The 22,844-nt window shown below is 62.1% G+C and carries 23 protein-coding genes; 11 read left to right on the top strand and 12 right to left on the bottom strand.

Annotated elements, in window-relative coordinates:
• Window position 1: 1 nt before the first annotated feature.
• Window positions 2-844: an aldo/keto reductase gene (locus tag J2Y48_RS09205; RefSeq protein ID WP_310416123.1), complete on the bottom strand. Its 843-nt coding sequence runs from the start codon at window positions 842-844 to the stop codon at window positions 2-4.
• A gap of 119 nt (window positions 845-963) precedes the next feature.
• Between J2Y48_RS09205 and J2Y48_RS09200 the strand changes: the two genes are divergently transcribed.
• Window positions 964-1,557: a LysE family translocator gene (locus J2Y48_RS09200; RefSeq protein WP_310416120.1), complete on the top strand. Its 594-nt coding sequence runs from the start codon at window positions 964-966 to the stop codon at window positions 1,555-1,557.
• A 13-nt stretch (window positions 1,558-1,570) separates the two neighbouring features.
• Here the strand turns inward: J2Y48_RS09200 and J2Y48_RS09195 are convergent, their stop codons facing one another.
• The 4 genes from J2Y48_RS09195 to J2Y48_RS09180 form a co-directional block, all read right to left on the bottom strand.
• Complete coding sequence (locus tag J2Y48_RS09195) at window positions 1,571-2,353, bottom strand: anti-sigma factor (protein WP_310416117.1); 783 nt, start codon at window positions 2,351-2,353, stop codon at window positions 1,571-1,573.
• On the bottom strand, window positions 2,350-2,928 hold the full coding sequence (locus J2Y48_RS09190) for an RNA polymerase sigma factor (protein ID WP_405030185.1): 579 nt from the start codon (window positions 2,926-2,928) through the stop codon (window positions 2,350-2,352). The genes J2Y48_RS09195 and J2Y48_RS09190 overlap by 4 nt, the downstream gene beginning before the upstream one ends.
• Window positions 2,912-3,286: a hypothetical protein gene (locus tag J2Y48_RS09185; protein WP_310416114.1), complete on the bottom strand. Its 375-nt coding sequence runs from the start codon at window positions 3,284-3,286 to the stop codon at window positions 2,912-2,914. The genes J2Y48_RS09190 and J2Y48_RS09185 overlap by 17 nt, the downstream gene beginning before the upstream one ends.
• A 134-nt stretch (window positions 3,287-3,420) precedes the next feature.
• On the bottom strand, window positions 3,421-4,443 hold the full coding sequence (locus J2Y48_RS09180; RefSeq protein ID WP_310416787.1) for an AbrB family transcriptional regulator: 1,023 nt from the start codon (window positions 4,441-4,443) through the stop codon (window positions 3,421-3,423).
• A 254-nt stretch (window positions 4,444-4,697) separates the two neighbouring features.
• On the opposite strand from J2Y48_RS09180, the gene J2Y48_RS09175 reads away from it, so the two are divergent.
• The gene (locus J2Y48_RS09175) at window positions 4,698-5,825 is read left to right on the top strand and encodes an ATP-dependent RecD-like DNA helicase (RefSeq protein ID WP_310416111.1); all 1,128 of its coding nucleotides are present in this window, start codon (window positions 4,698-4,700) and stop codon (window positions 5,823-5,825) included.
• 133 nt (window positions 5,826-5,958) lie between these two features.
• On the opposite strand, the gene J2Y48_RS09170 is transcribed toward J2Y48_RS09175, so the two are convergent.
• Both J2Y48_RS09170 and J2Y48_RS09165 read right to left on the bottom strand, forming a co-directional pair.
• Complete coding sequence (locus J2Y48_RS09170) at window positions 5,959-6,633, bottom strand: MerR family transcriptional regulator (protein ID WP_310416108.1); 675 nt, start codon at window positions 6,631-6,633, stop codon at window positions 5,959-5,961.
• A 211-nt stretch (window positions 6,634-6,844) separates the two neighbouring features.
• Entirely contained in the window at window positions 6,845-8,035 is a 1,191-nt protein-coding gene (locus tag J2Y48_RS09165; RefSeq protein WP_310416105.1) for a hypothetical protein, read from the bottom strand.
• Between the two features lie 247 nt (window positions 8,036-8,282).
• On the opposite strand from J2Y48_RS09165, the gene J2Y48_RS09160 reads away from it, so the two are divergent.
• Window positions 8,283-9,035 carry a pyridoxine 5'-phosphate synthase gene (locus J2Y48_RS09160; RefSeq protein WP_310416101.1) on the top strand — a complete coding sequence of 251 codons (753 nt, stop codon included), beginning with the start codon at window positions 8,283-8,285 and terminating at the stop codon, window positions 9,033-9,035.
• 161 nt (window positions 9,036-9,196) lie between these two features.
• On the opposite strand, the gene J2Y48_RS09155 is transcribed toward J2Y48_RS09160, so the two are convergent.
• Window positions 9,197-9,919, bottom strand: coding sequence for an aspartate/glutamate racemase family protein (locus J2Y48_RS09155; protein WP_310416097.1), 723 nt, complete (start codon window positions 9,917-9,919; stop codon window positions 9,197-9,199).
• Between the two features lie 176 nt (window positions 9,920-10,095).
• On the opposite strand from J2Y48_RS09155, the gene J2Y48_RS09150 reads away from it, so the two are divergent.
• Window positions 10,096-10,560 carry an Lrp/AsnC family transcriptional regulator gene (locus tag J2Y48_RS09150; protein ID WP_310416786.1) on the top strand — a complete coding sequence of 155 codons (465 nt, stop codon included), beginning with the start codon at window positions 10,096-10,098 and terminating at the stop codon, window positions 10,558-10,560.
• A 214-nt stretch (window positions 10,561-10,774) separates the two neighbouring features.
• Here the strand turns inward: J2Y48_RS09150 and J2Y48_RS09145 are convergent, their stop codons facing one another.
• The 3 genes from J2Y48_RS09145 to J2Y48_RS09135 form a co-directional block, all read right to left on the bottom strand.
• Complete coding sequence (locus J2Y48_RS09145; protein ID WP_192245584.1) at window positions 10,775-10,984, bottom strand: cold-shock protein; 210 nt, start codon at window positions 10,982-10,984, stop codon at window positions 10,775-10,777.
• 311 nt (window positions 10,985-11,295) lie between these two features.
• On the bottom strand, window positions 11,296-11,679 hold the full coding sequence (locus J2Y48_RS09140) for a hypothetical protein (RefSeq protein ID WP_310416093.1): 384 nt from the start codon (window positions 11,677-11,679) through the stop codon (window positions 11,296-11,298).
• A 176-nt stretch (window positions 11,680-11,855) separates the two neighbouring features.
• Window positions 11,856-12,092, bottom strand: a complete 237-nt coding sequence (locus J2Y48_RS09135; RefSeq protein WP_310416090.1) for a hypothetical protein — start codon at window positions 12,090-12,092, stop codon at window positions 11,856-11,858.
• Between the two features lie 158 nt (window positions 12,093-12,250).
• Between J2Y48_RS09135 and J2Y48_RS09130 the strand changes: the two genes are divergently transcribed.
• Both J2Y48_RS09130 and ilvC read left to right on the top strand, forming a co-directional pair.
• Window positions 12,251-12,937, top strand: coding sequence for a TetR/AcrR family transcriptional regulator (locus J2Y48_RS09130; RefSeq protein ID WP_310416087.1), 687 nt, complete (start codon window positions 12,251-12,253; stop codon window positions 12,935-12,937).
• A gap of 45 nt (window positions 12,938-12,982) precedes the next feature.
• A complete protein-coding gene (gene ilvC / locus J2Y48_RS09125; RefSeq protein WP_310416084.1) occupies window positions 12,983-14,002 on the top strand; it encodes a ketol-acid reductoisomerase in 1,020 nt (339 codons plus the stop codon).
• A gap of 604 nt (window positions 14,003-14,606) precedes the next feature.
• Here ilvC and J2Y48_RS09120 read toward each other — a convergent pair.
• On the bottom strand, window positions 14,607-15,407 hold the full coding sequence (locus J2Y48_RS09120; protein ID WP_310416081.1) for a DUF2189 domain-containing protein: 801 nt from the start codon (window positions 15,405-15,407) through the stop codon (window positions 14,607-14,609).
• 157 nt (window positions 15,408-15,564) lie between these two features.
• On the opposite strand from J2Y48_RS09120, the gene J2Y48_RS09115 reads away from it, so the two are divergent.
• The 5 genes from J2Y48_RS09115 (at window position 15,565) to J2Y48_RS09095 (ending at window position 22,661) form a co-directional block, all read left to right on the top strand.
• The gene (locus J2Y48_RS09115; RefSeq protein WP_310416078.1) at window positions 15,565-16,119 is read left to right on the top strand and encodes an alpha/beta hydrolase; all 555 of its coding nucleotides are present in this window, start codon (window positions 15,565-15,567) and stop codon (window positions 16,117-16,119) included.
• 126 nt (window positions 16,120-16,245) lie between these two features.
• Window positions 16,246-18,819, top strand: coding sequence for an EAL domain-containing protein (locus tag J2Y48_RS09110; RefSeq protein WP_310416075.1), 2,574 nt, complete (start codon window positions 16,246-16,248; stop codon window positions 18,817-18,819).
• A gap of 138 nt (window positions 18,820-18,957) precedes the next feature.
• Complete coding sequence (locus tag J2Y48_RS09105; protein ID WP_310416072.1) at window positions 18,958-20,178, top strand: PLP-dependent aminotransferase family protein; 1,221 nt, start codon at window positions 18,958-18,960, stop codon at window positions 20,176-20,178.
• Window positions 20,179-20,384: 206 nt separating this feature from the next.
• Window positions 20,385-21,488, top strand: a complete 1,104-nt coding sequence (locus tag J2Y48_RS09100; protein ID WP_310416069.1) for an endonuclease/exonuclease/phosphatase family protein — start codon at window positions 20,385-20,387, stop codon at window positions 21,486-21,488.
• A 255-nt stretch (window positions 21,489-21,743) separates the two neighbouring features.
• Window positions 21,744-22,661: a PhzF family phenazine biosynthesis protein gene (locus J2Y48_RS09095; RefSeq protein WP_310416066.1), complete on the top strand. Its 918-nt coding sequence runs from the start codon at window positions 21,744-21,746 to the stop codon at window positions 22,659-22,661.
• Window positions 22,662-22,844: the final 183 nt, after the last annotated feature.

The following is a 22,844-nucleotide window of genomic DNA, read 5'->3' as shown; positions in this document are numbered from 1 at the left end:
CCTAAATCATTTCCAGCGGGCGCTTTCTTGGCGGAGGCGGGAAGGCGGCGTCGAGTGCCGCCATGTCCGCGGCCGTCAGTTTGAGGTCGGCCGCCTTGCGGTTTTCTTCGACGCGTGCCGGCGATCCCGATTTCGGAATGGCGATGACGTTGTCGCGCGACAGGACGAAGGCGAGGGCGACCTGTGCGGTGGAGGCACCGTGGGCGACGGCGATCTGCGCAAGGGTCGGATGGCGCAGCAGGCGTCCTTCGTCCAGCGGCGAGTAAGCCATAGTCGGAATGCCCCGGCGATCGCTCCAGGGAAGCAGATCGAACTCCATGCCGCGACGGGCGAGGTTGTAGAGCACCTGGTTGGTGGCGACATTGCCGCCGTCCGGCACCGCAAGCAGCTCTTCCATGTCGTCAACGTCGAAGTTTGACACGCCCCAGGCGCCGATCTTGCCGGCCGCCTTGAGTTCTTCGAAAGCCGCGACTGTTTCCGCAAGCCGGTAGCGTCCGCGCCAGTGCAGGAGATAGAGATCGATCCGCTCGGTGCCGAGGCGCTTCAGACTTGCCTCGCAGGCGGCGATCGTGCCGCTGCGGCTGGCATTCGAGGGCAGCACCTTGCTGACGAGCAAGACTGTGTCGCGCCGCCCCTTGATCGCTTCGCCGACAACGGTCTCGGCGCCGCCATCGGCATACATCTCGGCGGTGTCGATCAGCGTCATGCCGTGATCGATGCCGATCTGAAGCGCGCGAACCTCGTCTACTGCCGAGGCGCGGCTTTCGCCCATGTGCCACGTTCCCTGGCCGAGGGCTGCGACGCGGCGGCCATCGGGAAAGGCTGCTTCCGGCAAGCTGTTCATTCGAAACTCCTAACGGCGATTCATCAACTCAACGAATGCCAGTATGACAAGATTTGTCTGGTGTTGCCATTTGCATGCCCTATCAAAAGACATGTCCGAAACTGCGCCTGGAGGGCGCCTTGCCGATCGAAATCTTTCTCGCACTCGTCGTCTTCGCCTTCACCACATCGATAACCCCCGGCCCGAACAACATGATGCTGTTCGCCTCTGGCGTGAATTTCGGCTTCATGCGCACGATTCCGCACATGATCGGCATCGGCGCTGGCTTCCTGTCGCTGCTGCTGGCGGTGGGGTTCGGGCTCGGCGCGATCCTGGATTCCGTGCCGCTGCTTTATACGGCGCTGAAATTCCTTGGCGGTGCCTATCTTGTCTGGATTGCCTGGAAGATCGCGACCTCCGATACATTGAGCGAGGGGAAGGCAGGCGGGCGGCCGATGACCTTCCTCGAGGCCGCCGCCTTCCAGTGGGTCAATCCCAAGGCCTGGGTGATGGCGGTGTCAGCCATGGCGACCTACACGATGCCGGCCAACTACACGGCGAGCGTGCTTCTCGTTGGCGTGGCCTTTGCGCTCGTCAACGTCCCGAGTGTTTCGACCTGGGCCGGGTTCGGCTCGGCGTTGCGCGAATGGCTGTCGGTGCCGGCCAGACTGAAGGCTTTCAACGTGTCGATGGCGCTGCTTCTGGTCGCAAGTCTCTGGCCGATGCTCCGCTAGGCTGGCAGCGCTTTCACGCCTCCTCCATCTGCCGGTAGCATTCGTCGGCGACCGCGCGAAGCGCGTCAGCCGAGATCTCGCCCGTGACGGCATAACCGACAGGCCCGTCGATCCAGTAGAAGGTGCGCACGGGTCCTTCCGCATCGAGACGGAAGCTCGTTTCACGGTTCTCGGCGTTGCGGCCGATCATCATCGTCAGCCGCTGACCGTTGGCATTCTGGTACATGAGCAGCGCACCGGCCTTGCCGCCCACCGGCACAAGCCGCCCGCCGACGAGGCTGTAGCCGAGCGTCGAGAGGTCCGGCAGACGCAGGCGATAGTCGAGGCGCTTGCCGAGCCAGGCGGCAAGATGCTCCTGTTGATCGGCACCGACCTCGACGGGATGACGGACTTCGCTCGTGTAGATCAGGAAGGCGGAGCGCGCTTCGCTGGGAAAGCCGGCGGTCGCTGGGGCCGGTGCGGTGGATATGTCCGGTATCTGCAGGCGGCCAGCTTGGTAACCCCCGGCGAAGATGAGCAAGGCAGCGGCTGCTGCCGCTGTCGAGCGCAGCAAGCGCGCCAGGACGGCCGGGCGCTTCGGCTGCAACATCCGCCGGTCGTCGCCATGCGAAACAAAATCGGTTGAAAACGCGTCGCGAATGCGTTCGTTCTGCATGGACCAGCTTGCGACCCGCTTGGCGTCCTGGGGGTGGAGGTCAAGCCAGGCCTCGATATTGGCGCGGCGTTCCTCGTCCAGCAGGCCGTCCACATAGGCGTGCAACTCGTTTTCGCCCACCATGCTCTTTGCTTCGCTCATTTAGGTCTCCTGAGGGCGACGATGTTGTCCTTCGCCAGCCGCTCGGTGAGTTGATGCCGGGCCCGCGACAGCCGCGACATGACGGTTCCGATCGGGATTGCCAGCAGGTCAGCCGTTTCCTGATAGCTGTAGCCTTCGACCACGACCAGCATCAGGGTCGTGCGGTAATCCGATGACAGCGTCTCCAGCGCGGCACGGATGCGTGCGCGCTCCAACGGATCGCCGATCTGGTCGGGTTGGGCAACCTGCTCGGCATCCTCTATCGCAGCGGTCGGCCGGCGGATCGCCTGGCGATGTCGGTTGCGATAGAGATTTGTCATGATGGTGAAGGCCCAGCCACGAAGATTGGTGCCGCGCCATTGCGCGCGGCGGGTCAATGCCGTCTCGACACAATCCTGCAGCAGGTCCTCACCGTCGGCGTCCGAACGCGACAGACTGTGCGAGTAGCGCCGTAAGCCCGGTATGAGCGCGAGCAGGGCGCTCTCGAAGGTGGCCGGCGCCGCGGCGCCGGTCCCCATCAGCTCGCTGTTTTCGTCCGTGCCGAACCCGCTTGTGAAGTCAGGGCCTTGCGGCATTCCACTTGCCTCCCACACCGTCGCCGGTGGCGTCGCCTTCCTTCTTGTCCTTGATCCAATAATAGAGCGGCATGCCGTCCTTTGCCCACTGTTTCGTGCCGTCCTTGCGGTCGATGACGGTGTAGACACCCTCGGCTGCCGCATTGGCTTCGGCCTTGAGCGGCGGCCAATTGACGGCGCACTTCTCATAGCAGTTCGACATGCCCTTGGTGTCGTCCTTGTAGACATAGAGCGTCATGCCATTCTCTCCGGCAAGCACCTCGCCTTTATCCGTCTTTACGGTCTTGACGGGAGCTGCGGCAAAGGCTGCCGTGGTGGCAACGGCGAAAGCGGCAATCGCGAGGGGGAGTGTTTTCATCTCACTGGTTTCCTGTGTCGCGTGGATCTGGCCCGTCACTGCGGGGAACAGCCATGAGACACCGGGAGGCCACGTGATATTCCCGCCCAGGTGGAGAAAAGGGCAGGCGATGTGAAACGCCTGTGCTGCTCCAGCTAGGCGCGGTCGGCGACGAAGCGGGCGATGCCAGGACCGATCAGAGTGATGATCACCAGCCGTGCCGTCTGCAGTGCCATGACGAAAGAGATGTCGACATTGCTGGAAGCGGCGATCACGGCAATCGAATCCAGCCCACCGGGGCTTGTCGCCAGGTAAGCGGTCATCGGGTCGATGCCGAGCATCCAGACGAGCAGCGCGGCCAGCAGGCCGGAGAAGGTCAGCAACGCGACGATGGAGAGGATGGTCGGCACAAGCGCGCGGCGGGCGTGGCGAAGGATCTGCCGCGTGAAGCCGAGGCCGATGTTCCAGCCGAGCAGGGCGAAGGAGATCGCCAGCAGCCATTGCGGCAGGTCGACGGCAAGCGCACCGGTGAGGCTGAGCGCCGAGCCGACGGCGAAGGGTGCCAGGAACGCTCCCGCCGGGATTCGCAGGTGACGTCCGGCAAAGCCGCAGATGATGCCGACCGCAAGCGTCAGTCCGAAGTTTTTCATGTCGAACGGGCCGAAGAATGCCGCCTGCTGATCGGCGATCGCCTGATGCCCGCCAAAATGCGCGATCAGGGTTGCGAGCGTCGCGACGAACGCCACCCGCATATACTGCATGAAGGCGACCAGCCGGACGTCGGCGCCATAGGCCCCTGCCATCAAAAGCATGGTCGAGGCAGCGCCGGCCGACGAGCCCCAGATTGCGGTTGTTCCGGGCAGGACACCTGTACGGGTGATCATCCAGCCGCACAGCGTGCTCATGAAGATGACCGACAGAACGATTGCCAGAAACAGCGGCCAGCGCCCGATGAAAGTGTCGACGAGGCTCGGCGACACCATGCCGGCAATCATCATGGCGAGCACGATCTGGACCAGGAAGAAGAAGCTGCCCGGCAAACGGATCGTCCCGCCGTTCATGCCGACGATCATGCCGGCCAGCAGTGGCCCCATCAACAGGCCCGCTGGAAGTTCGACAAGGTACAGGAAGGCGGTAAGTGGCAAGGACAGGACGAGCAGCAGCAGCCACTGCGCCATCGCGGAAAGACGCCCGAAGCCGGAGACCTCGATTGTCTCGGAAGGAGAAGGGGCGCTCACGGCGCGCTTTCCGGGCGGCGGCTCATGTGGCGTACATATTGCGAAGCTGGATGCCGCGCCAGCGCTATTTCACGCCGTTGAGAAGCCCGCGCCGCGCATGCGGAAGATCCGCAAAGGCTGCGCCAGCGCCGATCTTTCGGCGAGAGGCGCTGTTTTCCTTGCATCGAGGGTCCGAATCCTGCCAAGTCCCGGCCATGGAATTCGCACCGCAACAGGACGAGGCGCTCAAGGCAGTCTCGCGATGGCTGAAGGAAGGCCGCTCGCCGCTGTTCCGGCTGTTCGGCTATGCCGGTACCGGAAAGACCACGTTAGCGCGGCACTTTGCCGAGCATGTGGACGGCGACGTGCTGTTTGCCGCCTTCACCGGCAAGGCGGCGCAGGTGCTGCGCTCGAAGGGCGCCAGCAACGCCCGTACCATCCATTCGCTGATCTACCGGCCGCGTGGCGAGGAGGAGGTCTCCGACGAGGAGACCGGCAAGACCTCGATCGCGCCGATGTTCTCGATCAACCGGCAGTCGCCGGTCGCCAAGGCCGCATTGATCATCGTCGACGAGTGTTCGATGGTGGACGAGCCGCTCGGCAAGGACCTGATGAGCTTCGGCACGCCCATCCTCGTCCTCGGTGACCCCGGCCAGCTGCCGCCGGTCTCGGGCGGCGGCTACTTCACCAACCAGGAGCCCGACTACCTGCTGACGGACATTCACCGCCAGGCCCGCGATAACCCGATTATCCAGCTTGCGATGCATGTTCGCGAGGGCAAGGAGATCATGCATGGCGACTGGGGCACGGCGAAGGTCATCTCGAAGGCCGAGGTGACGCAGGAGCTCGTGCTCGACGCTGACCAGGTGCTGGTCGGTACCAACAAGACCCGCCGGCGCTACAACACGCGGCTGCGCGAGCTGAAGGGGTTTTCCACCGAGTACCCGCAATCGGGCGACAAGCTCGTCTGCCTGCGCAACGATCCGGCCAAGGGCTTGCTCAACGGCTCGCTGTGGCAGGTCATGACCTCGTCGAAGGAGACGGTGAAGCCGGGGATCAACCTGATGATCCGTCCCGAAGACGACGACATGGACAGGGGCGCTGCGAAGATCAAGCTCCTGAAGGCGGCCTTCGAGAATGGCGAGGGAGAGATTCCCTGGTCGACGCGCAAGCGCTACGACGAGTTCGATTACGGCTATGCCCTGACCGTACACAAGGCGCAGGGCTCGCAATGGAACGATGTCGTGCTGTTCGACGAGAGCTGGGCCTTCCGCGACACGCGCGAGCGCTGGCTCTATACTGCAATCACCCGCGCGGCGGAAACCCTGACCATCGTTCGCTGAAGTATGTCTGCCGAAGGTGCGAACGGGTTTCGGGACCAAAGACCTGAAACGCGGCGCGCGGACCAAGACCGTCGACGATGCCCCTGGCAGGCAGCGCTTCCGACGGGCAGCCGATACGGCGTTCCGGCGACCGCTAGTTTCCGATGACGCCGAGCAGAACGGCCTTGGCGACGGCTTGAAAGCGATTGTTGCTGTCGAACCTGCGAATGATGTCCTTCTCCATCGCCTGCACCTGGCCGGCCTCGACCTCGAGCGCGCGGGCGATGCGGGTGGTCGGATATCCTTCGGCCATCAGGGTCAGACAACGCAGTTCAACGTCGGACAGCGCTTCGTGCTGGCCCGTGTCGTTTGATTCGCTCTCCTGTCCGGCGCCGAAATCGAGCAGTTCGCCGATCTGCTGCATCTGGCGGCGAATGGCGGATTGCTGCGCTGTCAGTTCCCGCTTGCGCGCGATCATCGCGTCGCGGAAAATCCTGTCTGCCTCTTGCTGACATCCGGCATCGCAAAGCGCCTCGAGCATTTCCTGAATGGCTGCTACGGGCATGCCGGTCTCGCGGCAAGTATTGACCAGCGCCATCTGCTGGATCTCTTCCGGTCCATAGACGCGCATCGGGCCGACGCGCGCGGCGGTCAGCAGGCCCTTCTCCTCGTAGAAATGCAGCGTGCGGTGGGTGACTCCGAAGGCGTTCGCCATGTCGGCGATCGCAAGCCGGCCCTCCGGGAGATTGTCCGGCAGGGGGGCAGCAGGCAGAAAGCGGATAGTACGTCCACTTGCCGTCGTGCTTTTTCGTGACTCACGAGAGATCATGAAAACCACCTTGGCTAAATGCCAGCATCGATATCCCCGTCTGCCTTACAGGATCGAGGTAGCGCTTGCTGAGCCGAAGCATTCGACAAGTCCCCGATCAAAATTCGATTTTCCATCCCGCTCGCGAGGGCAGCCGTCACCGTTGACGTGGGCCCGTATTGCAGGATGTGAAAAGACTAAACGCTGCGCGCACACTTTCATACCCCTATATCTAGGGGTGCATCCGAGTCCGCATTTGGTTATCGGCGCGTGCAGAAACGGACGTTGTCCTGTACTCCTGGCGCGGATGGCCGACACGACTTGCGGCGGGCAGAGGAGCCGACGAGGTATCAAGGCCAGGCGAGGGGCGGCAGGACGCAGGGACGCCACCAGACAAGCGTTGCTGGGCTTCCTCCTGCAGGCAGGTCATCAAGCCGTTGACCGTGCCCGATTGAGTCGCATGCTGATAGATTCGGCCGTTCGCGGCAAGAATTCGGCCGGCAAACGAGACAGCTTCATAGGCAGCCCCGATCTTGTCGTCGAGCTCCCCGGCAGGAAAGTGCTCCGCGTGTATCGTTGCGCCGCTCTCGTCATGCACAAGGCGCGCAAAGACGGCGTCGCGCTTGCTGCCGGCTTCGAGGCGAAGGGTGTATAAGAGCGGACCTGGCCGATCAGGAGCGGTATCTGGTTCCAAGCGAATCGTCCGGTAGTAGCCAGCCGCGTTTGCGATCGCCTCGGCGAATTCGCGGCACTTAGTGTCGCCCTGCGGGCAGGACTCGATCCGCAGGCTTGGCAATGCGGTGCCGCGGTCGGATTCGGCACTTGTTGCTTCGACCGAAAATTTGGCATCTGCGATCGTGGTGAGTGCGGTCCTCGGGTAGGTCGCCGGCGCGAGGACGAACAAGGGCAACAGTGTCAGAAGCGCGAGATGCGATGAGACCGGTGCGGGCTTGCCGTGGCGCCAGCTCCTTTGTTTCCCGGGCCGGTCGGACGCGGCGTTCGCCGGCTCCGGTTTTGCGGGCTCCTCGCTGCTCGCCGCCACTATTTCGTATTCGGGAACATAGCTGCCGGTCGGAATACGAATGCGAAGCGGTGCGTTTGCTCCTTCGTCCGCGTAGTATTCCTCGAGCAGCTTTCTGAGCTTGCCTGCCTGGACGCGCACGATCGGGTCGCTACCCGAATCAAAGCCCGTCGGGCGTCCGAAGACATCGACGCCGATCGTATACCCCTTGAGCTGGCCGGCCTTGCCCGCCAATTCGCTTTCGACCACATACTCCAGGAAAGCGCGCAGCCGTCCGGACCGTGAAAACACCCGGCTTGCAAGGATGTCTTTCACGCAGGCTTTGACCGTCTCGGCGGATGCTTCCGAGCCTTTCACCGCGATTTTGCCGCTGCGACCATGTTGCTGCTCATTCGTCGTCATTCATTAGCGAGTTGATAGGTACGTATCTTTGTGCCGAACCTATCGGTGAAACTTCCGAGCGCGCAAGTTGTTGTCTGGTCGCAGATCATCAAAAAGCAACTCAGTGTTGCTGTCGTGCTGCGGATGGGTGTGGAGAGCGATTGAACGCGCTAATCCATCCGCGAGTGCTCAATACCGGAAAAACGCGGATTGAACGAAAGGAAACAACAGGCTAGACCTTTCCTCCGAGAACTAGGAAGGTGGTGTCATGGCTGCGAAACTGTCGGTCAATCTGAACGCGATCGCAATGCTCCGCAACCGGCGCGACCTGCCGTGGCCCAGTGTCACGGGTCTGGGTCGCATCGCTCTTGAAGCCGGTGCCAGCGGGCTGACGGTGCACCCGCGGCCCGACCAGCGCCACATCCGCTTTTCCGACCTCGCTCCGATCCGGACCTTGATCGACGGTTCCTTCCCCGGTGCCGAATTCAACATGGAGGGCTTTCCGGAGGAGGGCTTCCTACGCCTGGTCGAAGAGCATCGACCGGAACAGGTAACATTGGTTCCGGATGATCCGTCGCAGGCGACATCCGATCATGGCTGGGACTTCCGCAAGGATCGTGCGCTGCTGGAGAAAGTGATCGGTCGCGTCAAGCAGCTTGGGCAGCGGGTCTCGCTGTTTGCCGATGGCGACCCGGATCGCGAGGCCTTGAAGATTGCCAAGGACGTTGGCGCCGATCGCATAGAGCTCTACACCGGGCCTTATGGCGGCTGCTATGATGACCCGGCGCAAGCGGCGAGACTGGCGGAGACGCTGGGGCAGACTGCTGAGATTGCCCTCGATCTCGGCCTCGACGTCAATGCCGGCCACGACCTGACCGTCGCCAACCTCCCCGCGCTGGCCGCGCGCATCCCCGCACTTGCCGAGGTCTCCATCGGACACGGCCTGACCGCGGATGCGCTGGTGTACGGTATGGCGGAAACGGTGCGCCGCTTCCGTCGCGCTTGCGGGCAGAATGTCTAAGCAGGCTGACTTACGGATTGCGTGCTGATCAGGGGCGCGCAGCTCTGTGACGACTGGGATGCGGCCCGCACCCGCGCAGCCGACTGGCAAAATCGGTTTGGCCGATTACTGCCCGGTCGGCACTTCAGCTTTTATAGCCAAAGCCAAATGCAGTTGTGGCGTCAGGCCGCCAATGTCGGGTGCGTACTGATTGCTCCGCCGAGGGCAAAGTCGACCGCTGCGGCGGCGTGGATTGCGGTGGAATCGAAGCCGGGCAGGGGAAGGTTGTCGGGATCCAGGATTAGGCAGATCTCCGTGCAGCCCAGAATGACGCTGTCGGCGCCATCGATTTTGGCCTTTTCGATGATCCCGAGCAGCCGATCTCGTGACTCGTCCAGGATCCTGCCGGCGCAAAGCTCCTGAAAGATCACGTCGTGGACTATTGCGCGATCGTCGGCTTCCGGCACGATGGCGCAGAGGCCATTTCGAGCCATTTGCTCCGTATAGAAGCCGTGCTCCATCGTGTAGCGGGTTGCAAGCAACAGGGGCCGCTGCTTGCCGGCCGCCTTCAGCGCATTCGCCGTCTCGTCGATGATGTTGATGACCGGGACATTGACGGCGGATTGAACGGTGTCGGCGACGAGATGCATCGTGTTGGTGCAGATCAGCGCGCAACCCGCCCCGGCGTTCTCAAGGCCCTTGGCGACGCTACCGAGGCGTTCACCGGCGAGGTCCCATCGGCCCGCCTTCTGCATGTCGACGATACCCTGGAAATCGACGGAATGGAGGACGATCTCGGCGGAGTGCAAAGCGCCGCGCCGTTCGCGCACGGCCTCGTTGATCATGCGGTAGTAGACCGCCGTGCTCTCGAAACTCATGCCGCCGATGAGACCGATCGTCTTCATATGTCCTGCCCCTCACTGTCCAAAGGATGATGGAGGCAATATGCACCGGGCGCGACGGCAATTGTTCGCGAAATGCGGCGCCAATCTAGACCGCTATGCATCATTTTTGTTGCGGGCATGATCATATGCGCGAATTATTCGCGCATACATCGATTCCAGGCGGAGCTGAACGCATGATTCTCGACGAACGTGACACGAAGATTCTGTCGTTGCTGCAGGCGGATGCCGGTGTTCCGGTCGCGGAACTGGCCGAGCGGGTGAACCTGTCGCTGTCGGCTTGCGCGCGGCGCATCCAGAAGCTCGAGGAGAGCGGTCATATCATGGGACGCGTTGCCGTTCTCGACCGCGAGAAGATGGGGGTGCCGACAACGGTCTTTGCGTTGATCAAGACGGCGCACCATAGCGACGAGTGGATCGAGCTCTTTCGCAAGGCTATCAGCGGCATTGCCGAGATCGTCGAGGCGCACCGGCTGACTGGCAACTACGACTACATCCTGAAGATCGTCCTGCCGCGGGTCGAGCACTATGATGTCATCTACAAGGAGATCGTGCGGAAGGTCGAATTGTTCGACGTGTCGGCGTCGATCTCGATGGAAGTGCTCAAAAGCGGAAACGCGGTTCCCGTCGGCTACGCGAGATAACTGCGCCACCGCTAAAGCGTGTCGCGTCTTTCAGATTTGCTTGCCACGCTTAAGATTCCTGTTCTTTGCATGTCCCGAAACCGGTCGCCCTTTCGGGAGACATGCTTTCGGCCGGAAAACAGGCAACAAAAAAGGCCGGAAAAATCCGGCCTTCCATCTTTCCTGCCGCTGCCAGTACATCCGTGGTCAACGGCGGAAATCACCTCAAGGGTGCTTAGGCTGCTTCCAACTGGTCAGCAGACATCTTGCCCGACTTGCGGTCGCGGACGAGCTCGTAGCTTACCTTCTGGCCGTCGTTCAGGCCTGCGAGGCCTGCACGCTGAACAGCAGAAATGTGCACGAATACATCCGGCTCGCCGCTATCGGGAGCGATGAAGCCGTAACCCTTGGTGGTGTTGAACCATTTGACAGTACCAGTTGCCATGACGAAACCTTTCCTCGGCAAATCATTATCGGATAACCGGCCAAACCGACCGATGATCCAGCTTGGTCGAATTTGAAGGGGAAGTTCGTCAACAGCGCCGAGAGCGCAAAAGCAAAAGTCGTCGTTCAAATCTCGATCGCCGTCACATAGGGGATTTTACTGTAAAGGTCAAGATGAGTCCGAAAAGTGCTTTGATCGTCGACACTTTGCATACTTTGGGCACAATCGCGGATCGATTCCCCTCCCGGCGGAACGGGAAAGGCCACCGCCGCGCCATCGTGCGCGGGGGTGGCCCGGGAGTGTGCGGATCGTTAGTGAAGTGGCGGCGCGGCGCGGCGCTCACTTGTCACGAAGACCGTCTCGTTCAGTCCCTCCTGAAGGCGGCGTTTGCGGATCAGGACACCCATCACGCGCGCAGCGGTGGAGAACGTCATTGCATCCAGCGGGCCTTCGCCGTCCCAGGGTTTGGTCAGTCGCTCGGTCACCATTTCCCTGACGGTCTTGGGGACGATGTCGGTGCAGTCGCGCAAGGCGTCGAAAACCGTATTGATCGGTACCAGCATGCCATCGTGCATTACATATGGCTCGGCCTCGCCAACCTTCCAGTCGACGAAGGCGTCGATGGCATCGCGAAACAGGTGTTGCAGGGTGATGGGAGCGTGTCCTTCGTGAAGGTCCGGCAGGAAATTTAGCATTTTCTGTCTCCTTGGCGTCGGGGTTGGCTGCGTACTCCTGCAGCGGCGCCGCACGATTTCGAACTCGCAATCCCGCGGTGGCCTCACCAATTCTATCGAGATGAAATGTCTTGGGAAGAGAAAAATGATGCGCGAATATATGTTTTTCGGCTGAATTCAGGGAATTTTGTTTCAGTTCAAACGGTTGAGGCGATCTGTGCATGTTGTGATTCATGCTCTTCTTTTTGCGATTTTCTGGACGGAATCCTGTGTTCGCGTTTCAGAATCACCTGCGTCCCGGAGGTCGGGTGGCCGCAATCAGGCGATAGCTCCAAGTGCTTGATGGGGTTCCAAGTGGCGGGCGGCGCCTCTGCGAATGGCTGCGAAACCGCGAGCGCGTCCGACTGAGTCGCGAGGGGCGTGATGCCTTCCATTGAATTCACCACATTCATGCCGCTGCGGTGTGCGATTTTCCTCGATTGGCCGGTACGATTTGCCGAACGGCGCGAGCAATATTTTGCAGTTGACCACCCGCGCCAAGATGGCCTAGAACGATGCCGAACCGTACCGTACGGTACGCAAGGATTGGCACATGCAGATCGCCCAAAAGAGCGCGGGGACAGGGGAGCGGGCCGGCTTGACCGACCGGCAGAATGCCGTGCTCGAAAGCGCGCTCAATCTGCTCGTCGAGGGCGGCGAGAAGGCCGTGACTACGGCTGGCGTTGCGCGCGCTGCCAATTGTTCCAAGGAAAGCCTCTACAAATGGTTCGGCGACCGCGACGGATTGCTGTCGGCGATGATTTCCTATCAGGCGGGCAAGGTCCGCACCGTCGAAGTCGATGCCGAGGCGCTGACGGTCGACGGCTTGCGCCGGCACCTGGCGGCCTTCGCGCATGATCTACTCGACGTCCTGTCCGGCGACGTGTCGCTGGCGTTGAACCGGCTGGCGATCGGCCAGACGGTAGGCAAGACGAACCGTGGCGGAACCGGTCGCGGCGCGCCGACGCTCGGGCGCCTGCTGGAGGAGCGTGGCCGGCGCCAGATCGGGCGTCGCGCGGCGATGCTGCTGGAGGCCGGGCGCAAGGCGGGGCTGCTGTCCTTCGACGATGCCGACGCAGCCTACGGCACGCTGTATGGACTGATCGTTACCGACGCGCATCTGCGTATGTTGCTCGGTGAGGACCCGAAGGAACTGAAGAAGGAATTCGCCGGGCGGGCGGAACGGGCGGTGACGTCCTTCCTCGCTCTCTACGGCGTGGAAGCAATGGCGGACGCGTAGGGCGTTCGCTCGAGGAAAACGGACAAGCAAGGGAAGGAAACATCAATGCGCGTCTATTATGATCGTGATGCCGATCTCAACCTCATCAAGGCCAAGAACGTCGCCATCGTAGGCTACGGCTCGCAGGGCCGCGCCCACGCGCTGAACCTGAAGGACTCCGGTGCCAAGAACGTCGTGATCGCGCTCAAGGCCGGCTCGCCGACCATCAAGAAGGCCGAAGCCGACGGCTTCAAGGTCATGACGGTTGCCGAAGCCGCCAAGTGGGCCGACCTTCTGATGATGGCGACCCCGGACGAACTGCAGGCCGACATCTATAAGGCCGACATCGCCGGCAACATCCGCGACGGCGCGGCGATCGCTTTCGCTCACGGCCTGAACGTCCATTTCGGCCTGATCGAGCCGAAGTCCTCGGTCGACGTCGTCATGATCGCGCCGAAGGGCCCGGGCCACACGGTTCGCGGCGAATACCAGAAGGGCGGCGGCGTTCCCTGCCTCGTCGCCGTTCACCAGAACGCTTCCGGCAACGCCCTTGATCTCGCGCTCTCCTACGCCTGCGGCGTCGGCGGCGGCCGTTCGGGCATCATCGAGACCAACTTCAAGGAAGAGTGCGAAACCGATCTGTTCGGCGAGCAGGTCGTCCTCTGCGGCGGTCTGGTCGAACTGATCCGCGCCGGCTTCGAAACGCTGGTCGAGGCCGGCTACGCGCCGGAAATGGCCTATTTCGAGTGCCTGCACGAAGTGAAGCTGATCGTCGACCTGATCTATGAAGGCGGCATCGCCAACATGAACTACTCGATCTCCAACACCGCAGAGTGGGGCGAATACGTCTCCGGCCCGCGCATCATCACCGCCGAGACGAAGGCCGAGATGAAGCGCGTCCTGAAGGACATCCAGACCGGCAAGTTCACCTCCGAGTGGATGCAGGAATGGAAGGCTGGCGGCGCCCGCTTCAAGGGCATTCGCCGCAACAACGATTCGCACCAGATCGAGGAAGTCGGCGCCAAGCTGCGCGGCATGATGCCCTGGATCGGCAAGAACAAGCTGGTCGACAAGGCCGTCAACTAAGCACTCGTTTGGCTGCTACTCCATCGTCGCATCCGTCGATGCGAATGCGAGCGGTGGTGGTTCGGAAACTAGCTCAAAGACGAAGAAGCCGGGACATTGTCCCGGCTTTTTCTTTTCCCCGTGCGGACTGCCTGCGGATCGTTTTCGGGGTGTGCGCCGAGAATTGCTTCGCCGCGCCATTCATCGCCTGCCTCGGCGGTTCGGTCACGTAAGGCCAGTGGTCAGCGCTACGCTATCCCGCGGTTTTGTCGGGAAAAATGACCGTTGCAATCATCGCGCGAAGGGAACACACTCTTCTCAGTGTCGTTTCACGATCGGGGAGGATAGTGTGATGGCAACGTTTTTCTCTTATTTCGCCTGGTTCGATGTGATGATCCTGAGTGCGATCGCCGCGCTCGTGCTTGCAAGCCTCTATGGCGGGGAAGGCAAGGCCTGACGCGGTCGCCATCGGACCCCATTTTGAAGCTCGGGTCGGTGGTGCGCAATTTCCTGTTTAGCGACAACTCTCGCGTTCGTCGGCACGCAGACGGTCTGGAAATGGACGACGGCAATCTCCATCGTCCAATCCCAGGATGCGGCATCGCAGCCCAAGCCTAGCCGGCGGTCACTTCTCGGCGACAACCAGCTTGCGATACAGATGCCAGGTGGCGTGGCCGAGGATCGGCATCATGACGGCGAGACCCGCGAAGACCGGGATCGTGCCGATGAACAGGCAGATGGCGACGATCAGTCCCCAGAAGGCGACCGGGATGGGGTTGGTCATGGTCGCGCGAAGCGAGGTTTCCAAGGCGGACACCGCGCCGACGTCGCGATCGAGCAGCAGCGGAAAGGCCACGACCGTCATCGCGAGAACAATAACCGCAAAACAGAAGCCAATGAGATTGCCGAGGACGATCAGCGTCCATCCCGCGGTGGTGCCGAAGATCTGGGACAGAAAGGCCGAATACGAGGTCGGCGGCTCTGGGCCAAAGAGGCTCGCGTAGAGGTACTGCGCGACGAGGATCCAGGTGATGAACAGCGCGAGCAGGAAGGCGCCGACCGCCAGGATGGCCGGCAGGGCGGGAGAATCCCGGACCTCGAGCGCGTGCTGCCAGGAACTGTCGAGACCGGCTTCTCGGCGGCGGCTGACTTCATAGAGGCCCAACGCAAGGACAGGCCCGAGCAGCGCAAACCCGGCCATCAGCGGGAAGATGATCGGCAGGAGATTGGCCCCGGAACTCCAGGTGATGAGGGCCAAGCCGGATATCGGAAATATCAGGCAGAGGAAAACGTAGTGCGACGGCTTTTCTCGAAAGTCGTCAAATCCCAGCCAGAACGCGTCCCAGACCTCGCCGATGCTGATCTTGCGGACCACGGGCTGGGCGGCTCCCTGTTGTGCGCCCGACATCACGTGAAATGTGGCCATACTCAGTCCTCCTAGCCGGTTGAGCCGTCAGGGCCGCCGTGGGCAAACCATGGGTCGCCTCACGGAGGTCTTTTAGATGTCGCTAAACCATAACATCGTTGAACCGGGTTGTCCTGCCCCTTGACTCCAGGGCATTGCGAACGCACATCGCTGCATTATGAAAGCGTCTGAAGCAGATATTCTCATCATACCCGGCTACACGAACTCCGGGCCTGGACACTGGCAAAGCCGGTGGCAGGCGAAGCTTTCGACCGCGCGTCGCGTCGAGCAGGCCGAGTGGTCCAAGCCGGTGCGGGAAGATTGGGTGCGACGCGTCGTCGAAGAAGTCGAGGCGGCGGAGAAGCCGGTGGTGATCGTCGCCCATTCGCTCGGCGTCGCGACGGCGATCCATGCGGTGCCGACGGTGGGCCACAAGATCGTCGGCGCCTTTCTCGTCGCTCCTCCCGACGTTGCCAATCCCGCGATCCGACCAAAACACCTGATGACATTCGGCCCTTATCCGCGCGACCCGCTTCCATTCCCCTCTTTGATGGTGGCAAGCCGCAACGACTCGTTCGGCAGCTTCGAGCACGCGGAAGACATTGCGAATGCCTGGGGATCGCTCCTCGTCGATGCGGGCCAGTCGGGACACATCAACACCGAATCCGGTCATGGCCCCTGGCCGGAAGGCGGCATGGTGTTCGCGCAATTCCTCGGCCGCCTGAAGGTCTGAGTTCGTCCGTCTCTGCATGCAACAAATGCGGGAGACAACAGATCAACTTCAGTCTCCGGCATTAATCGGAACTTCATCCAATTCTCAGATGCTGCCGTTTGTATTCCGCATGCAGGCGCCGAGCACATGGGTTTATTGGTCGATCAAGAGTTGAATTCGTGCAAGAGCGATCCGCTTGGCATGTTTGCCCGACTGTCGCCATTTGGGCTCGGGGGCGTTGATCCTTCTCTGAAATTTGCCGCCGCCAACCCGGCCTTGCTGGATATGTTCTGCGTCGCCAACGTGGGGGATCTGCCCTCACTTGATCAGCTTGCACATGCCGACGACAGACGTGTTCTTGCAGACGCGGTGGCCGCGGCGAATGCCGGCGATGACTCCCCGCGGCCCCTGGAACTTCGTCTGCAGCGCAAGGACGGCATGTCGTTCTGGTGCCTGCTGTCAATCGCGCGTTACGGCGAAGGAGAGGAGGGTCGGCTCGGCGTGCACCTCGTCGACATCGATGAGCGCAAGCGCCGTGAGCTCGAACTGGCCGACAGCGAAAGCCGTTGGAACCACGCGCTTGAGAGCGCCGGCCAGGGTGTGTGGGACCACGACTTCGCCAAGGGCGAAATGTTCTATTCACGTCGGTGGAAAGCGATACGCGGATTGGCGCCGGACGAGACCGTCGACGGATCGCTCGAGGCCTGGATCGAGAGCGTTCACCCAGATGACCGCGAGCGGGTTCTCGTGGAAATCAGCAGACAGGAAAGCGCCGAAGCGATCTTCAACGTCTTTTCCTATCGCGAGCGGCATCGCAACGGTCAGTGGATCTGGATCGAAAGCCGGGGTGCGGTGGTCGAGTACGGTCCAGACGGCAGACCGTCGCGGATTGCCGGAACCGATACCGATATCACGGAGCGCAAGACGGCCGAGGAGCGACTTGCGCAACTGTCGCGGCGACTGGAACTGGCGCTGGATATCTCGCGCATCGGTGTGTTCGAGGTCGATCTCGACACCCAAGCCGTCAGTTGGGACGAGCGCGTTCGGGAGATGTACGGCAAGGGGGGCAAACCCGTCGGGCCGACAGATTGGGAGGATTCGGTCCATCCGGACGATCGGCAATCGGCGCTCGCCGACGTGGCGCGCTCGGTTGCCGATGGTGCGCCATACAGTCATGCCTTCCGGATCGTGCGGAGCGGCGAGATACGCCATATCCGCGCCCGGGGTGCGCCGTTCGTCGACGTCAATGGCGTGCGGCGGCTCATCGGCGCAAATTGGGATGTCACCGAAGACGTTTTGCTGCAGCAGGAGCTTCAACGCGCCAAGGATCTCGCCGAGGCTCGCAGTGCGGCGCTGGAGGAGGCGAGGGCGCGGATCGAGTACACCGCGCTGCATGACCATCTGACCGGCCTGCCGAACCGACGTTATCTCGATTCGGCGCTGGAGGAGCGGGCGCGAATCGCCGCGCAGAACGGAACGCGCCTGTCGGTTCTTCACATCGATCTCGATCGCTTCAAGGAGGTAAACGACACGCTCGGTCATACGGCCGGGGACCGAATGCTGACGCATGCGGCCGGCGTTCTGACCGCGCAGATGGGGCCGGAGGATTTCGTCGCCCGGATCGGCGGGGACGAGTTCGTCTTTCTGGTGTGTGGATCGCCTAAGCGCCATCTCGGGGAACTCGCCGATCGAATAGTAAGGGCCATGTGCAAACCCGTCCCGTTCCAGGGCAATATCTGCCGTGTCGGCGCCAGCATCGGCATTGCCAGCGCTGCCGACCCCTCGATCGATGGCAAGCAACTGCTTGTCGATGCCGACCTTGCCCTCTACCGGGCCAAGAACGGCGGGCGCGGGCGCCATGAGTTCTTCACGCGCGACTTTCAGGCGCAAATCGAGACCAGCAGAAGAAATGCCGACGAGATCATGGCGGCGCTCGAGCAACATCGATTCGTTCCCTATTACCAGCCGCAGTTCTGCGCCCGCACGCTTGATCTGGTCGGCGTCGAGACATTGGCGCGCTGGCATCATCCCGAACGGGGTATTCTCGCGCCTGATACGTTCCTTCCGATTGCCGAGGAGCTCAACGCCGTTGCGGCGATCGACCGGCAGATCCTGGAGCGGGCCGTTCGCGATCTCCAGGCATGGGATGACGCCGGACTTGGGATACCAAAGCTGTCCGTCAACGTTTCGTCCCGCCGGCTGCATGATCCCGATTTGGGAGTTTCCTTGCGCGCACTTCCGATTGAGCCCGGGCGCCTTTCGTTCGAGCTGTTGGAGTCGATCTTTCTGGATGAGTGCGATCAAACGGTACTCGATAATCTGGCGGAAATCCGCAAGCGCGGCATCGATATCGAGATCGACGATTTCGGCACCGGACACGCATCCATCGTCGGGCTGATACGGCTCTTGCCCCGTCGGTTGAAGATCGATCGTCAACTCGTCAAGCCGATCGTCCATTCGATGGCGCAGCGCCGGCTCGTCGGCACGATCATTGAAATCGGCCGTTCGCTGGATATCGCCGTCACGGCCGAGGGAGCCGAGACGGCCATCCATGTGCAGATGCTGCGCGACATGGGATGCGACACTCTGCAGGGCTATGCGCTGGCCCGACCGATGCCGGCATCGGCCATTCCCGATTTTGTGCGCGCCCAGGGCTGGCGGGAGGGCTTTGCCACGGCACGCGACCTGCACGAACGACTGAAGCGGAAAATCGGCAATTGAAGTCGGGGCCGGGGCTCTTGCCGCTACGAGTTCGCGGTAGTACGGCTCCGGTGGAGCGCGCGGTTATAGGTCAGTACCGTTGACTTAATTTGGCCCGTGTGATTCTCTCCCTCATTACGAAATTCCGAGGAAAGCCCCATGTTGCACTGGGAAGATATCTTTGCCACGCGTTCGTCCCGGATGAAGGCGTCGGAAATCCGCGAACTGCTGAAACTCCTGGACCGTCCGGACATCATTTCCTTCGCCGGCGGCATTCCCGACCCGGCGCTGTTTCCGGACCAGGACTTCAAGGCAGCATACGCCGACATCTTCTCCGGTAGTGCCGTGAACGCCGCGCTGCAGTACTCGGTCAGCGAGGGCTACAAGCCGCTACGCGAGTGGATCGCAGGTGAGATGAAGAAGCTCGACGTCGCCTGTTCCGCCGACAACGTCTTCATCGTCTCGGGCTCGCAGCAGGGGCTGGACTACCTCGGCAAGCTGTTTCTTTCTCCCGGCGACACCGCCCTCGTCACATGGCCGACCTATCTCGGCGCGCTCCAGGCCTTCAACGCCTATGAGCCGAACTACGACCAACTGACGCTGAACGGCAATCGCACACCGGAGGGCTACCGCCAGACGGCGACGGAGGCCGGCGGCAAAGTCAAGTTTGCCTATCTTTCGGCCGATTTCTCCAACCCGACCGGTGAGACCGTCGACCGGGCCGGCCGCGAGAAGCTGATCGAACTCGCCGAGGAACTGGATATCGCCATCATCGAGGACGCCGCCTACCAGTCGCTGCGCTACGATGGCGAGGCGATCCCGCCCATCCTGGCGCTGGAACTGGCGCGTAAGGGCGGAGACATCAATTCCACCCGCACCATCTATTGCGGCAGTTTCTCCAAGACCCTCGCGCCGGGCCTGCGTGTCGGCTATGTGGTTGCCAATTCGGACGTCATCCGCAAGCTCGTGCTGATGAAGCAGGCGGCTGACCTGCACTCCTCGACGATCAACCAGATGGCGATCGCCCACGTCGCCGAGCGCGGGTTCGACGCACAGGTCAAGAAGATCAAGGCGGCCTACGGCCAGCGGCGTGATGCGATGCTGGCGGCACTTGCCAAATACATGCCCGACGGCGTCAACTGGACGCGGCCGGAGGGAGGCATGTTCATCTGGGTGACGCTGCCCAAAGGGATGGACGGCGCCAGCCTGCTCGCCAAGGCAATCGAGAAGAAGAAAGTCGCCTTCGTTCCAGGCAAGGCGTTCCACGCCGACGGAAGCGGCGCCAACACCTTCCGCATCTCCTTCTCCTGCGCCGACGAAAAGACGATCGACGAGGGCATTTCCCGTCTGGGGGCGCTGATCGGCGAAGAGCTCGCCTAAGCAGCGAGTCGTGCCAGAGGCGTTCATATCGATCGGAGCTCCGCGGGCTTGGTCTAGCCCTCGGGGCGCCGCGCCGACAATCGCCTCGACGCTGCTGCCGCAACGCGCAGGGACATGTGTTTCTGCATCCCTCCGGCGGATTTCTGGAGGCTTCCCATTCGGCCGGCTGCGTATACACTCCGCTTCACTGCAACGGTTGTATCCTCATGTCTCTTCGACTGGCCACCTTCAATATTGAAAATCTCATGTCCCGATTCGAGTCCGTCGGTTTTCGCAACCAGACGCGTCAGGATCGGGTGCTGCGCCTCTTCAAGATTCGCAGTGAGGCGGAGTATCAACGCCTGGAGGAGGCACGCACGATCGCGCTGACCGACGACGCCCGCCAGCACTCCGCGCTTGCGATCGCCGATGCCGACGCCGATATCCTCTGCCTGCAGGAGGTCGACAACATGGAGGCCTTGCAGGCCTTCGAGTACGGTTATCTCTTCAAAATGGTCGGCAACGGCTATCGGCAGCGCTACCTGATCGAGGGGAACGACAAGCGCGGAATCGACGTGGCGGTGCTGATGCGTGAGCACACCCTCGACGGCCAGAAAATCGAATGCGTGGACGTGCGCAGCCATGCCGCGGTGACCTATCGTGACCTCGATCTCTATGGCCCCGAGCTTGCACCGCTCATGCCGGACGATCGCGTCTTCAAGCGCGACTGCCTGGAACTCGACCTGAGGATCGGCGGGCGGCCGCTGACCCTCTATGTCGTGCATTTCAAGTCGATGGGGCCGGGGAACGGGGGCTTGGACGGAAGGTCGGCCACGATGCCGGTGCGCACGGCCGAGGCGAAAGCGGTGCGGCGCATCATCGAGGACCGCTTCGGTGCCGGCAACACGGCCAACAAGCACTTCGCCATTTGTGGCGACATGAACGACTACCAGGAAAAGCTCGCCGTCGAGGGCGACCGCCGCAACGGCTACACTTTCAGGCGGGTCGCGGAGGAACGGAGCGGCATCGATGCCTTCACCTGGGACGGCTTCGTCGAAAACCCGGTGCTGCGCCGGGCGGAAGACGATCGCTGGACGCTCTTCCACAACATGGGGCCGGCTGACCGGCATCTTTGCCAGCTTGACTACATCCTGCTCTCGCCGGCGCTGTCGCGCCGCAACCACACAAGGGTTCCGGAGATCATCCGCGCCGGACAGCCATTTCGGACGCCCTTTCCGCCAGGGCAGGCGGTGGAGCGCTATCCACGCATCGGCTGGGACCGGCCGAAAGCGTCCGACCATTGCCCGGTTGTCATGACCCTCGACATATGACGCGTGGGCCCCCTTCGAAACGTCCGGGAGCGTTCGCGGAACGGGGAGGCCTTCACTATCTTGCAGGTGTGCATCCAGGACGTTAGAAAGTCGCGTCCCTTTCGGCTGAAGCGGGTGTCCCCAATCGAAGCGAACTCGCGGGCAGCCGCTGGTCGCGGCTGGTCCTTCGAGCATGGGCGGTGGGTGATTTACCCTTGCCGCGAGCGGAAAGCTCGTGCAGTTTGCCGGGCGATACGATCGTCCAAGGAGCAATTGGTGTCGCGCCGATACGCCATTTATGACGTCTTCACCGACCGTCGGCTTGCAGGCAACCCGCTTGCCGTCGTGTTCGATGCCGATGGGCTGGACGATGTTCAATTGCAGGCGATTGCAAGCGAGTTCAACCTATCCGAAACGGTTTTCGTGCAGCGGGCGAACAAACCGGCCCATACCGCGAAGGTGCGTATCTTTACGGCCGGCTACGAACTGCCTTTCGCCGGTCATCCAACGGTCGGCGCGGCCATCGCGATCGCGGAGATGCTGAACGGCGGTGACGCCAGACCGCTCGATCTGGTCAGTGTTTTGGAGGAGAAGATCGGCCCGGTACGCTGTGCAGTGACGATCCCGGCGACGGGAGCCTCCTTCGCCGAGTTCGACCTGCCGCGCAAGTCAGTGCACCTGGACGCCGTCCTAGAGCGCCAGAGCATCGCCGAAGCGTTCGGCCTCAAGCCGACGCAGATCGGTTTCGAGAACCACGTGCCCTCTCTGTGGAGTGCCGGCGTCGCGTTCGTGATGGTACCGGTCCACGATCTTCTCGCCGCGTCGGACGCGGAGTTTGACCCGGCGATATGGCAGCGCTGCGTTCCGTTCGCGGAGGGGCGGCTCGCGGCGGCCTATCTCTATTGCCGCGGCGGGGTCAATCATCTCGCCCGTTTCCATGCGCGGATGTTTGCCCCTGAGATGGGAATAAAGGAAGATCCCGCGACCGGGGCGGCGGTGGCCGCGCTGTCCGGTGCCATCCAGTTCTTCGACCAGATGGTCGACGGACATCATCCGATCCTTGTCGAGCAGGGGGTCGAGATGGGCCGCCCCTCGCTCATCCACCTGCATCTCGACATTGCCGCGGGGCAGATCGCCGGAGCGCGGATCGGCGGACAGGCCATTCGCATCGCCTCCGGTATCCTGGAACTGTAGCGGTCGGGGGCGGGCTACCGCTGGCTCCGTTGTTCAATCCCCGCTAGGCAGGTTTCCGCATCAATTCAATCTCTTGTTCGGTCGCCCGACCGCATCACGCCCTGGCATCTGCATCGAAAAACACGCCGCCGGCGGGCCGCATCAAAAAAATGTTGCTGTGCCGAAGAAAAATTCGGAGAGTGG

The organism is Mycoplana sp. BE70 (genome assembly GCF_031455855.1).
In the GTDB taxonomy this organism is placed as follows: Bacteria; Pseudomonadota; Alphaproteobacteria; order Rhizobiales; family Rhizobiaceae; genus Mycoplana.
The sequence above is the reverse complement of the archived record's forward strand: the minus strand, read 5'-3'. Positions and strand labels throughout refer to the sequence as shown.